This is a genomic window from Lysobacter sp. N42 (assembly GCF_004344885.1).
The window spans coordinates 655,561-668,595 of record NZ_SKFB01000001.1; the positions used below are offsets into that span (position 1 = coordinate 655,561).

At 43.5% G+C, this 13,035-nt stretch carries 11 protein-coding genes and 4 tRNA genes; 3 read left to right on the top strand and 12 right to left on the bottom strand.

Annotated features, from left to right (window positions below):
• Window positions 1–8: 8 nt before the first annotated feature.
• From EYQ95_RS03235 to EYQ95_RS03245, 3 genes are all read right to left on the bottom strand, one after another.
• Complete coding sequence (locus EYQ95_RS03235; protein WP_111914136.1) at window positions 9–833, bottom strand: M23 family metallopeptidase; 825 nt, start codon at window positions 831–833, stop codon at window positions 9–11.
• A complete protein-coding gene (locus EYQ95_RS03240; protein ID WP_111914135.1) occupies window positions 826–1,704 on the bottom strand; it encodes a 6-carboxytetrahydropterin synthase in 879 nt (292 codons plus the stop codon). The genes EYQ95_RS03235 and EYQ95_RS03240 overlap by 8 nt, the downstream gene beginning before the upstream one ends.
• Before the next feature lie 82 nt (window positions 1,705–1,786).
• Window positions 1,787–2,440: a LysE family translocator gene (locus EYQ95_RS03245; RefSeq protein WP_111914134.1), complete on the bottom strand. Its 654-nt coding sequence runs from the start codon at window positions 2,438–2,440 to the stop codon at window positions 1,787–1,789.
• 130 nt (window positions 2,441–2,570) lie between these two features.
• Between EYQ95_RS03245 and EYQ95_RS03250 the strand changes: the two genes are divergently transcribed.
• From EYQ95_RS03250 to EYQ95_RS03260, 3 genes are all read left to right on the top strand, one after another.
• Window positions 2,571–3,452, top strand: a complete 882-nt coding sequence (locus tag EYQ95_RS03250) for a LysR family transcriptional regulator (protein WP_111914133.1) — start codon at window positions 2,571–2,573, stop codon at window positions 3,450–3,452.
• Window positions 3,453–3,557: 105 nt separating this feature from the next.
• On the top strand, window positions 3,558–5,405 hold the full coding sequence (locus tag EYQ95_RS03255; RefSeq protein ID WP_111914132.1) for a hypothetical protein: 1,848 nt from the start codon (window positions 3,558–3,560) through the stop codon (window positions 5,403–5,405).
• 224 nt (window positions 5,406–5,629) lie between these two features.
• Complete coding sequence (locus tag EYQ95_RS03260; protein WP_111914131.1) at window positions 5,630–5,830, top strand: hypothetical protein; 201 nt, start codon at window positions 5,630–5,632, stop codon at window positions 5,828–5,830.
• Between the two features lie 48 nt (window positions 5,831–5,878).
• Here EYQ95_RS03260 and EYQ95_RS03265 read toward each other — a convergent pair.
• The 9 genes from EYQ95_RS03265 to EYQ95_RS03305 all read right to left on the bottom strand — a co-directional run bounded on the left by EYQ95_RS03265 (window position 5,879) and on the right by EYQ95_RS03305 (window position 12,726).
• Window positions 5,879–5,965 (bottom strand) — tRNA-Leu (locus EYQ95_RS03265).
• Between the two features lie 19 nt (window positions 5,966–5,984).
• A tRNA-Cys gene (locus EYQ95_RS03270) sits at window positions 5,985–6,058 on the bottom strand.
• Between the two features lie 13 nt (window positions 6,059–6,071).
• A tRNA-Gly gene (locus tag EYQ95_RS03275) sits at window positions 6,072–6,147 on the bottom strand.
• A gap of 134 nt (window positions 6,148–6,281) precedes the next feature.
• The gene (pgsA, locus tag EYQ95_RS03280) at window positions 6,282–6,851 is read right to left on the bottom strand and encodes a CDP-diacylglycerol--glycerol-3-phosphate 3-phosphatidyltransferase (RefSeq protein WP_111914130.1); all 570 of its coding nucleotides are present in this window, start codon (window positions 6,849–6,851) and stop codon (window positions 6,282–6,284) included.
• Window positions 6,852–6,892: 41 nt separating this feature from the next.
• Window positions 6,893–8,713, bottom strand: a complete 1,821-nt coding sequence (uvrC, locus tag EYQ95_RS03285) for an excinuclease ABC subunit UvrC (RefSeq protein WP_111914129.1) — start codon at window positions 8,711–8,713, stop codon at window positions 6,893–6,895.
• Window positions 8,714–8,791: 78 nt separating this feature from the next.
• Window positions 8,792–9,430, bottom strand: a complete 639-nt coding sequence (locus tag EYQ95_RS03290) for a LuxR C-terminal-related transcriptional regulator (protein WP_111914128.1) — start codon at window positions 9,428–9,430, stop codon at window positions 8,792–8,794.
• A gap of 114 nt (window positions 9,431–9,544) precedes the next feature.
• Window positions 9,545–10,918: a DUF3482 domain-containing protein gene (locus EYQ95_RS03295; protein WP_111914127.1), complete on the bottom strand. Its 1,374-nt coding sequence runs from the start codon at window positions 10,916–10,918 to the stop codon at window positions 9,545–9,547.
• The gene (locus EYQ95_RS03300) at window positions 10,908–12,233 is read right to left on the bottom strand and encodes a DUF2868 domain-containing protein (protein ID WP_111914126.1); all 1,326 of its coding nucleotides are present in this window, start codon (window positions 12,231–12,233) and stop codon (window positions 10,908–10,910) included. Before EYQ95_RS03300 ends, EYQ95_RS03295 begins: the two co-directional genes overlap by 11 nt.
• A 401-nt stretch (window positions 12,234–12,634) precedes the next feature.
• Window positions 12,635–12,726 (bottom strand) — tRNA-Ser (locus EYQ95_RS03305).
• Window positions 12,727–13,035 lie beyond the last annotated feature (309 nt).

Consider the following 13,035-nt stretch of genomic DNA (forward strand, 5'->3'; position numbering starts at 1 on the left):
TTAGTGGATTAACGGCGTGCAGGCACAAGAAACTCAGGGTCTAAACGCTCATTGCCCCAGTTAATTCGCCAATCTAGATGCGGGCCAGTCGCGCGGCCCGTTTCCCCTATTTCACCTACTTGCGCGCCTTGCTCAACGTAGTCACCGACTTCCACATGAATGTCGTTTAAGTGCAAGAACGAAGAGAAAACACCATGTCCATGGTCAATAATTAAAGTTCCACCGGAAAGCACCATGGTTTTATGCGCTAAAGTTACAACACCATTAGCCGGTGCAACTACAGGCGTACCAGTAGGCGCAGCAACATCAACACCATAATGCGGAGTTCGTGGTTCACCATTGAGCACGCGCTGACTGCCGTAAACGCCTGAAATGGGTCCTTCTGCTGGCCAAATAAAGTTACTGGCAAAATAGGTAAAGTCAGTTCTAGGTTGTCTTGCTTCCCATACTTCAGCACTGTTTTGGCGAATTTCAGCGACAACTTCTGGATCTGGCGTGACGACACGAGAAGGCAATCCATCGATGCGTTGAATATCGAACTCGCGCTCGCTAATCGAGAAAGTTTCTTCCCAACTGTCTCCATTCGCGTAAGTTACAGAAAGCGTTGCTGAGCCGGTTACGTCGCGGCCAAAGCCAAACACAAAGTCGCCATTTCTGCTTACTTTCAAAGGCTCTCCGTCTAGGGTTACCTGAGCCCCTTCCGTGGTTTTCCCTACAATTATCCCACCCTGAGTAAACTCACCCCGCAAAGACGGCTCTGGCACTTCCGCTAAAGCACTTGTACTTACCCATGTGCAGCTCAATAAAGACAACGCAATAAGCAATTTACGCATAACCTATAGCTCCTTTGCCCACGCCTTCAAATGCAACTACCTTAATGTCGGCATTGGGATCCTGTGATTTCAATTCTTTAGCAATATACTCAGCAATGCACTCTACAGTAGAGTCTGTTGGAATAATTTCATTGTGCTTAGTAGGTACAACAAGTTCAAATTTACCTTGCTCTGCAATGTAGCTATAACAAACGTGTACATCAGAAACCTGTTTTTTTGCGGTTTCAGACAATTGCATTTGCTCCGGAGAAACCACATCTTCTTGCGAACCTACGTAAATGTCTTCCCAACGTTTGGCCCACTCATGCTCAAGCCGCGGAGAACGCATACCGTCTACAAAAATTTGAATCGTAGAGCGATGTCCGTGGGCTATTCTCTGGCAATTGCCGTCATGCTTCTTTAATCCATGGGTGTAGTGGTAAAACACACCAGAGATATCCTCATCACGGAGATTGAGAGAAATGGCTTCAACGTTGTTGGGCAGCTCTTTTTTAATCACAGCACGTAAATAATCAATAGCAGACTCTTTCGTTATGGTTTCGTCGTCTACAAACGCGAACGCGTCGGGTGGGCAATACAAATGAATACTGCCCTGTTCTCTTTTGAAGTCTACCCAGTAATGCTCGGAATTCTGATCTGCCGTTACTTCAACCTTATTATTGGCAGCTGGCACAAGTAGTTTGTGGTCGAGTGCGTCATCGACAATACGTTTGATTTGCTTTTTCACGCGCCCAAAATCTAACACCATAGACTGGTCGTTCAAAGAGCCGTCCAAAACGATATCAACAATCCAACTTTCACCAACAATACCGCGCTCCTCACATAAATAAGAGAAGTCCATTACGGTAAGATCATTCACAAATAACTGCATGTGCTATCCCAATTCTAAATTACGGCTAGATTATAACAGCGAATTAAGGTTTTTCGGTGTCGAATTTACAACAATTCTTTGCTTACACCCAAAGCTCGAACAAAAACTTAAGACCTAATAACCCAAGCAATAGCCCCATCAAACGGTCGAACCAATAACCATGTTTTAATAGCCAGAACCTTAACCGTGTTCGCCCAAGTAATACTGAAAGCAAGGCAAACCATGCGAAAGTCGCTAACGCTAAATACATTCCGTAACCCACTTTTACCTGTGTAGGTGTGGTCACAGCAATCACCGAAGTAAATAAAGCTAAGAAAAACATTGTGGCTTTTACATTCAAGCCATTGGTTAAAAACCCAGTCCATAATGCCTTGCGGCGCTTAATCGTTTGGGTAGGTATTTGTGGCTGGGCGCTGTCCTGTGCTGCAACTGGCTCAGGTTTCGACTGCAGTAAATGATAAGCAAGCCACAAGAAATAACCTGCCGCCGCTACATTCAGCAGTTTATATAACCACGGAGTTTCATGAATAATTAAAGACAATCCCAGAATTGAATAAGTGACGTGAACTAAAATGCCAAGTCCTACGCCTAAGCTTACCCAAAATCCAATTCCCGCACCGTAGCGAACTGCATAGCGCGACACCACAGCGAAGTCTGGTCCAGGGCTTGCTACCGCAAGAAAGTGAAGTACCGCAATCGTTAAAAACTCTTGAAAATAAGGCGATTCCCAAAACATTAATTATCTCTACTGTGCTAAGTTTTATACTTGTTTTTATGCAAAAACGAACCTAGTATTAACTTTACAAAAAGTAAACCTAGAATCACTTTTTATAAAATATGGTTTCAGGTCAAAATAAAGGTTAAGCATGAAAAAGAACTTTCCGTCACTGAACGCCCTACGCGTATTTGAAACCGTTTCTCGCACTAAAAGCCTAAAGCGCGCCGCCGCGATATTAGGCGTAACGCAATCGGCAGTAAGCCGACAACTCACCACTCTAGAAGAGCAAGTGGGTGTGAAACTTATTCATCGAGACAATAAAGTTCATGCCCTAACGCCATCAGGTGAAGCCTTAGCACCAGAGCTTAGCCGTATATTCAGACAACTAGAGCGTATTGTCACACATGCTATGCGAGAAGGCGAACAGTCCGAGCGGCAAATTACCGTAGGTATAAGCCACGAACTTTACACCCACTGGTTAGCGCCCCTACTTCCGGAGTTTCAGCAGCTGTTTCCCCACATTACCCTTGCTTTTGCACAGGTGCCTGAATACATGGACAGACAAAACGAAGAGTTCTTCGCACAAAAACTGTTACACAACGAAGTTGACGTAATCCTAGCGTTCGGACAAAGCAGCTTAAAAAGCTTAATCTGCACCACTATCCAAAATGGTCAATTCAACCTAGTACAGCATAACCATGCAGCAACAGACGACACGGAAAGCGATACCGATAACGAGTTGGTACATATAAGCCACCAAACTCTACCCACCGGCCTATATCGCAGCACAGGAGTAACCACAGGCAAACAGAACGTGGCACAAACTACACAAATGGCACAAGCTATTGCCGCACAACAAAACCAGTGCGTGCTTGTTCCTCACGTTTATCAGCTACAGAACAATCAAGAATGCACACAAATACCAATGGAACAGCCATTAGCCGCAATTATACGAAAAGAAGACGAACGAGAGTTCAGCATGGTTGCTGTCATGCAATGGTTGGAGCATAGAGGGAGAAAGGTTAAATAAGTCTGCCTCTGCCTAGTCATTTGTTTATTATTTAACCTATTGACCATTATAAGATGCTTCTATACGGTAAGTTTATTATCAATTAATAGTAAACATGGAGTTGTTATGAAGCTTGGCGGAATTTTAGGGTTAGTCAATCAGGTAGAAAAATCTAAATTTATTAATGTAATTGACAGAATGTGCACTGATGTGATGGCTGATGATAAGGCATTGGCCAGTCGCGTTAACAAGATCGATGGGCAAATTAAGAACGCGTCGAGTGTCGAAATTACACAACTCTTTAATCTTGTCTCGTCTAATTTTGAGAGAGAAATAAAAGAGCAATTAGCCCTTCTTGGAACTCAAGCAACGCTGTTAACAAACATTCTCAGTAGAGATGGAAACTGCATAGCAAGACTTTCATGGATAGAAACCTTATATGATAGAGAGTGGAAGCTCATCAACAAGCACGCCAAAGAATTGGGAACGTCATTAAAAAGTATTGACCAAACCTCTGACATAGACCCACGAGTTAAAGAATATGACATCTATTACTCTTGTGTTAGAGAAGCCTACTTAAACGATCAGCGAAATAATCGCGACGCAAAAATAACAGATGATGAACGCGGCATCTTGAATTTATTAGCCAAAAAGCTCGATATCGGGAGCGATGAACAGGCTGCAATAGAACATCTAATAAACCCAATCCCAAAAAATGGTGTTCAAGATGCACTTAATAATCTTCGTGAGCTTGGCATACTTTTTCTCAGTAGAAAAACTCAAATAGTCTTCGTTCCCGATGAATTAGTACAAATTCTCAATAACATTCAAGGCAAAGACGTATCTACAAAACACTTCCAACGCATTCTCAGGACGTTTTCAGACCCAGAACTTTCTAACATACTTAAGGCCCATGACCGCAAAATTCGAGGTGTAGAGCGTAAAGATAAGATAGATAACATACTCGGAATGGGAGTTTCTCTAAAGCAAATATTATCGGAAGACTTACATGGCGATGACAGTAATTTAACCAATAAAAAAGAAAGACTTAAAACACTAATCGAAGATCTGAATATCGATTTAGACAAAATAGGAACAACTTTGGACGATCGAATTCAATTGATAGTTGACTCTCTTAACAATTCAACAGATCGAGAGTTTAGCGCTCTGAGTGCGTCTGGATACAAAGAAATGTACGCACAACTAGAAACACACTTCAAAGATCTTCCTAAACTTGTTAGAAGTAATTTTGAAGTTGAAGACAATCAAGAAATTGACGTTGAAACATTAAGAGCTCTAAGCATTACTCCTCATGATATCTTGTATATGTTAACTAACGATGAAGTGAAAACTATTATCGAAAGTATGGGAGCGAAAAAACGAGGCAATCTGCGTCAGAATATTTTAGAAGCGTTTGCAAACGCGAATGACAAGCTCATCGACAATTATGAAGCTTTGGCACAACGAGATGTGAACCTCCTTCGAGAACAAAATATTAGTATTACCGAGTCAGAAATCGGTTTGAAATTTGAGGAGGTTACTAAAAGTATCTTTGAACAACTCGGTTTAGACATCGATGAAGATGTAAGACGAAGTATAAATACAGCGAAAGATAAAGCAGACATAATTATTTCACTTAGCGAGGACGACGTAATAATTGGAGAGGCTAAAACCTGCAAAAATGGCGATTTTGCTAAGTACTCAACAACATCGAGACAAGTTAAAGCATATGTTAACCGGTGTGAAAGCTTAGGCAAAAGGGTTGCTCAGGTGCTTATTGTGGCTCCATCTTTCTCTCAGGATTTTGTGGAAGCAGCGGAAATGGATACTGAAGTCAACATATCCCTATTAGAAGCTGGTGGTTTGAAAAAAATCCTAGATGCGTACAAAGCTAGAAGGAATCCTAAATTCTCCGCTAAGTTATTTACTAAAGGTGGTCTATTGAAAGCAAATCTTATAGCCAAAAACATCTAGATGTTGAATTCGTTTTTCCAGAGAGCTAATCACTTCAAATATCTGGTTGGTCAATTAGCAAATTAACTTGATCAACCACCCGCCCTTTAATTAAGCATCTTTTATGAGGAGACCTGTGACACTCTCTGTCGCAGGCCTCTGTTAACGTATTTAAGAGCTTAATAATCTAGAGAAATAAAACAACGCCACAACAACTACAAATAACCGTTACCCCGGAAGCCACGATGAAGTACTTAGAGCAATGTAGGCTTAAATTCGAGGAGGATTGGGAAGAAACGGTAGAACTGACTCAACCCACCCTGCAAATAGAAATGAGCTTGTTTGAACATGAAGTATCATTTGAAGTTGGCTCTAACAACTGGGTGTCTTTGGGAGAAACAAAAATCGAGATGATTGGTACAGACGACGATAACGATAGTGACTGACGCAAGAAGAAATCAGGAGCTTCGTAGAGATTTAGACTTTCAAGTAAATGGTGCCCGGGGCCGGACTTGAACCGGCACGCTGTTACCAGCGAGGGATTTTAAATCCCTTGTGTCTACCAATTCCACCACCCGGGCAAACACAATTTTTTAAGTCTGGAGGCGGGTCCCGGAGTCGAACCGAGATCCACGGATTTGCAATCCGCTGCATAGCCATTCTGCCAACCCGCCAGACTTGAAATGTTGGAGCGAGTAACGAGGTTCGAACTCGTGACCTCAACCTTGGCAAGGTTGCGCTCTACCAGCTGAGCTATACTCGCAACATTTTCAGTTTCTGCGTTGGCGAGTGCCAAACGCGGTGCCATTCTACCTACGGAATAGAATCAGTCAACTATAAATTGCGATTTTGTGACTGTTTGGCTAAAAATTGGCTCAAAGGTATATAATTTAACCTTTATTTGGCGCCAGTAAGGGCTTTCCACGCCTGAACCATGTATTGAACCATAGACCAAAACGTAAAGATAGCGGCTACATATAACGCCACAACGCCAATAAATTTAATAATTTGTACATCCCACAACACGAGCGGCGCGTCCCACAACAAAGCGGTTAACGCAATCATTTGAGCTGTCGTTTTAATTTTACCCAAAGAAGACACCGCAACTATGTCGCGCTTCCCTATTTCAGCCATCCACTCGCGTAGTGCTGAAATAGCAAGTTCGCGGCTAATAATAATCAAAGACGGTATCGTGACCCACAGGGAGTTGTGATACTCAACCACGACGACAAGCGCCGCAGCAACCATAATTTTGTCGGCGACAGGATCAAGAAAAGCGCCAAACTGCGTGTGTTGATCAAGTTTACGTGCAATATAGCCGTCTAGCCCGTCAGTAATCGCCGCTAATACAAAAATAACCGCTGCCCAAAACGTGGCATACGGAATTGGCATATAAAAGACCGCAAGAAATACGGGTATAAGTACAATTCGGAAGCTTGTCAGTATATTTGGCACGTTCCACTGCATGAATGTCTTGTCCTGTAGTAATCGTTTGCGAAACAATTCGTTTATTCGTCGCGCAATGCGTAATAAATGGTTTCAGCTAGTTCCCTGCTAATGCCTGGTACCTTTGCTAACTGCTCTATACTAGCGTTTTTCACTTGCTGAATGCCACCAAGATATTTCAATAAATTTTGTCTGCGTTTAGGGCCTACCGCAGGAATCTCTTCTAAACGCGAGGTTTTCTTCACCTTAGCGCGGCGTTGTCGGTGTCCTGTAATCGCAAAGCGGTGAGACTCGTCTCGAATATATTGGATTAAATGCAGCGCAGGATGGTCTGCCGGCAAATGATGTGTTTCCCGGCTAAATCCAAATATTAAGGTTTCCAACCCAGGTTTACGGCTCTCGCCCTTTGCTATACCAATCAGCAAGGGCGGTTTTGGCCATTCTTCAAAGTATGTTTCAGCCTGAGTTAACTGCCCTTTACCGCCGTCTATGAATACAATATCGGGCACGTTCTCTTGTTCAATGGCATTACGGTAGCGGCGCGTGAGCACTTGCAACATGGCAGCATAATCGTCGCCGGGCGTTATGTCTTTAATGTTGTATCGTCGGTAGTCAGACTTGGCTGGGCCTTCACGATTAAACACGACACAAGACGCAACCGTTTCCTCCCCCATGGTATGGGATATGTCGAAGCACTCCATTCGCTGCACATCAGCTTTGTCGCCCACAAGCTTCTGTAAGGCCTCTACGCGCGTTTGCATAACCGAGGCTTCGCCTAGCTTACTTTGTACCGCATTCATGGCGTTCTTGTTCGCTAAAGCGGCGTATTGCGCTCTGTCACCTCTGCTTTGGGTGCTAAACACAACCTTTTGCTGTAACGCTTCGCTCAATTGTTGTGAAAGTGCTTTCGCATTTTCCTTTGGTAAGTCGATGACCACTTCACTAGGTGCGGTTCTACCCTGCTGCTGGTTCAAATAGAACTGTAGAACAAATGACTCGAGTACTTCGTCTAGCGGCGTGTTTGCAGGCACTTTCGGGAAGTAACTGCGACTTCCTTGCACACCGTTACCACGAATGAACAGCAAATGGATACAAGTAGTTCCACTTTCACGCCAAACCCCTATAACGTCGAGTTCGCTTTGGCCACCACTCACAGCGTTCTTTTCTTGCACAGCACGGAGCGCAATTATTTGATCACGAAGGCTCGCCGCTTTCTCAAAGTTAAGTTCTTCACTGGCACCTTCCATAGACTTCACCAGCTCGTCGATAACCTCTTGGTTCTTACCCCGTAAGAACATACGCGCTAAGTTCACTTGCTCTTGATATTCGTCATCAGTACAAATATTTACACAGGGTGCTAAGCATCGTTTTAACTGATGCTGCAGGCACGGTCTGCTGCGCGCGCGGTAGTAACTATCGTCACATTGGCGCACCGGGAAAATTTTTTGAATCAGTTTTAAGCTTTCTCTAACCGCATGGCCATTAGGAAACGGGCCAAAGTAGTCGCCCTTTTCTCTTCGCGCACCACGATGAAATGCAATACGAGGATGCTGGTGAGCTGAAACAAAAATATAGGGATAAGACTTATCGTCACGTAGTAACACGTTGTACTTCGGGCGATATTTCTTAATAAAACTATTCTCGAGAATAAGCGCTTCAGACTCGGTGTTTGTAACCGTAACGTCCATGGCGCATATATTCTTCACTAATGCTTGGGTTTTAACAGAATCGACCTGCTTTCTAAAATAGCTAGACACCCTTTTCTTCAGACTTTTTGCCTTACCTACATAAATTACTTCTTGGTTGGCATCATACATCCGGTACACGCCCGGTTGATGCGTTAAAGAGGCAAGAAACTTTTGAGAATCAAAGTTCTCTGACATGAAAAGCGACACTCAATCTTTGTTAAAACTGAGCTATAGCTTACCAAAAGCAAGAAAGAGTGTCGTGGTTTTATGCGGTTAATATTGGGGCTCAATTAGCCCCTGTTTTATGGCTAAGTGCGCTAATTGAACGTCGCTTTTTAAATTAAGCTTCTCAAATAATCGATAACGGAATGTATTGACCGTTTTCCGAGAAATCACGAGACGTTCCGCTATTTCTGCGACTGTAATACCCCCGGTAATCATTTGAAAGATTTGAATTTCACGAATGCTTAAGCCTGCGTATATTTGTGAGTCGTCTTTGTAGTTTCGGTAACGCTTAAAAGCTTTGGTTAAATACGGTGAGGCAAAACGTTGCCCTAGCGCCACAATTTGGCAGCCGCGCAATAGCTCCTGAGTTTCTACCGTTCGGTAGTAATAACCGACAATTGCGGGGTGGCGATATTTGAAGTCTAACGCAGAGGCTAAAGAAAACGTCCACAAAATAAGATTCGCTCTAGGATGTAGGCGATAAATTGTTCTCATTAAGCTATGTAACGTAGCGTTTTCGAATCGCTCACTTAAAATGACAACAGCTTTAGGCGCTGTTTTAAGCGCGTCGAGCAATTGCTGTCGGCAGGAAGCCACACATAGAATATTCCAACGGTGCTCTGTTAACTGCGCCACAACGCCAGAGCTATTCACACCTTTGGGTAAGGCTAAAATTATATCTCGCATATTACGTCCTTGTAGTTAGTTAGATAGCGGTTTAAACAACAACCGTTTAAATAGTAACAACTCCTTAACAATATATTACAGTTTTATGAAATTCAAATAGACGTCATGTCTAGTTCACATTTCTTTCATTACAGTGTGCAAGCTTTCTTGAAACTTAGTTCGCCAAGCATTGTATTTATCACGCACTAACCGCAACTCAAGGTCTTCCTTTGACCAGTTCAAGTTGCGCTTTAATGTACGATAACTGCCGCTAAGCGGGGACAGATCCAGCTGTTGATCAAACTCGATCTCTACGGATTGTTGCGCCGCTAATCCACGCTTCTGCAGTGCATTTATTAGCAACATTGCGCGTGTTGTAATAATTTCCAGAACGGCTTTATCTACCGTAAACAGCTGTTTTCCAGCTATTTTTGCCTTGACTCTCTCACCAAATGCCCCAGCACTCTCGTACGCTACACCTAGCGCACCACCAATAAGTGTACCCAGACCTAAGCTTAAGCCGCCCGTCATTACGTCTATGCTTAGTCCGACTGCACCACCGGTTGCTGTCGTGGCAGCTACGCTTTTACCAAACTTGCTCCATGTACTTGGGTCAAATACATTGTCGTCCCAGTGACCTTTCATCATGGGTAATGCAGCTAGCCGTGCGTCACTCGCCGTAAAGCCAAAGATGTCTAAGATTTTAAGCGTATATTTAGATTCGAAAGATTGAACCTGCTTTTCAAGTTCAGTTTGAATCGATGACTGCTTATTTTTTTCAGCGATTTCGTACAACGTTCCTACTTCAGCGATTAAGTCAGCAACATGTAGCAAAGACTCGGAAACACGACTCACTTGCGCCTGCCTTCGGTATTCAAGGTGAGCTTTGAAATCTTCTTTAAACTTAGGTAACACACTTGCCAATTGTTCAAACAATTCCTCTTCAGCCGACGGAGGCGTGCGAACAGTATCGAAGACGACAAAGTTATGAATACTCATCTTCCGTAAAGCCTCTTCCCAACGCTTAACGTCATCTTTTATCGTTGAGAAATTCAATACAGGTATAAGCGGAATACCACTGAGTTTTAAAATGGATAGTTCGTCTAGTAGCTTTTCCAACACGGATGAACGTGTGTCGATAACCACGAGAGCAGCGTGGCTTTGCATTAACTGTTTCAGTACCTTACTTTCCTGAGAGAAACGTGTGACGAGCTTTTCTTGTTGTAAAAAATAGTTCACCTGCCCTGGCCCGTCATGCTTTAAATCCTCAGGTGTTCCATTACGCATGACATCGTACAATTCTCTACTTTCTTCCAAGCCCGGAGTGTCGTGCCATTTCAGCGTCTTAGCACTGGGTGCCTTAGTTTCAGTACCTACAACGTCTCTTGTCGTGCTTGGCATAGCGGCCACAACACCAAAGTCTTTTTGCCGAAGTAGCGTTCGCAGCAAACTCGTTTTACCTGCGTTTGTATGACCAACGACACAAATATCCACGGTGTTAAATTCCATGAGTTTGTTCCTTTAAACCCGCAAGCGATTCGCGGTTTTCAATGCAGCTGCGCCAAACTTCTGCATAATGCTCTTGCTGCGGTACAAGTTGAAATTCTACCGATTTAGCATGACCGCAGACTTCTTCCAAAATCGCTAAATTGCCGCGATCAGGAGAAAGCTGGCTAGGTATGAAAACCAAGACATCCGCCCAAGGAGCATTATGTTCATCTGCAACCTGTTGAAGTTGAGATCGTGAGCTAATCACCCCGAGGTCTTGCATATCATCAGGAGCCAAACTTGATACTTTATCTTCTAAAGCAAAACAAACACTGCCCTCGCCTACTTTTGAAAACTGGCTAACTTTATGTTGGGTAGCTAACTCAGTATCTAAGTCGGTTACTCTGCTGTTCTGCAGATGATACTGGTTAAACAAAACATAACTTGGTTTGTCTGAACTCCAAAGGAACTTCGCTGATAATTTCATTTTCCGAACGACAAAGACCAAAGACAGCGCAATAACCCGAGGCAACAGCCCATAAAACATAATCGCGCTGAGCAGCCAAACCGCGGCAAACTGGTGCTCCATGCGGTTACCACCTACTTCTAACGCCGTTAAATCTGTATGTTGAAACCAGAACATTCCAGCTCCCACGATATGCTGTAGTGTTTGTAGTTGTTGTTGGTTCAGCAGTGTGGTTTCCCAAACAAACCAGTATTCGCCAAATAACATGTGAAAGAATATGGCCAGTAAAATGCCGACAAGGTAAGCACTCCATAAGGTATGCGTAATGACGGCAAAAGTGAGCTTCGCAAGCTTAAGTTCCGTTAACGTAGATAAATACTGACTACCCACCCCCGCTAACAATTGCGACTTTTTACCGAACTTACTCACTAGGAAGGGTATTTTGGCCATAAGCCAGCCACCTAGTCCTCGGCCTCTACTCGCGGACATAAAGTAACTGACTAGCCAAACTACACATAAGATTGTGTTCACGCCAATGGTGGTGACCAACAGCGCCGGAACATTCAATACGTCTTGCGAGCCTGAAAGAACACTGTTTACCAATGCAATTCCCGAAATAAAGAATAAGACCGCAAATACAAGAATTATAGACTTAGCAAACTTCTCGACCTGATGCTGTGCGTTTCTAATGTCTTGAAGAGCCGTATTGTGCTCTAACCAATATTCACAGTGCGCAGCCTGATTGTCTTGAGTCGTAGTTTCGCTCTCGCGCGACGGTATTTGGAATGGCTTTTTAATGGCATCTTTTCTCAATGCGTAAACGGCATTAAGTAGCCAGTGATGTGAAAATGAGAGGTTTTGCTTCGGCATGCGTGCTTAAGGTTGTTTGTTTGCTTTAAAGCTAACACACAGGGGATTGGAGAGCTATATCACCAAGTCCCTTTCTCGAACGCCAATAAAGAAAAAGCCCCGAGTAAACCTTTAGCTATACGGGAGGGATTCATTCGCGCCGTCCTGGCGGGAACCCTTCGGGCGTTAATTCCTTCGGAAATTAACGTGCAAAACGGCTGTCCTGCTCCGCTGTAGAGTTAACCATACGGGAGGGATTCATTCACGCCGTCCTGGCGCGAACCCTTCGGGCGTTATTTCCTTCGGAAATTAACGTGCAAAACGGCTGTCCTGCCGTTTTGTCGAACCGTGGTTAGAACCAAGTCCCTTTCTTTTTCCTACAAATACAAAAAGACCGCCATATAGGCGGTCTCTTTTGTATTTGGCGGAGAGGGAGGGATTCGAACCCCCGGTAGGGATGAACCTACGCCTGATTTCAAGTCAGGTGCATTAAACCGAGCTCTGCCACCTCTCCGAATTGTTGTCTTCGTGTTGTTCGTTGAAGACGGCGTGAATAATAATGAGCCACAGAGGGCTTGTAAAGGAAAAATTGAAGAAAAATGACTATTTGCTTACAAATTATACGAAGAATCCGTTTTTGAACAATCATTAAGCAAATTTTAACGTGTTCTTTTGATTCTCAGCCGGTTCTGACTTTGTTCCTCCCAATACCTTTAAAAGTAGAAGTATTGCCCCCACTTTATTTACACAAAATAATTTTTAGTCCATACCCAAGATTCGGGAACTTCTGATACTATGAAGTCTCTAATTTTGAGTAATAGAA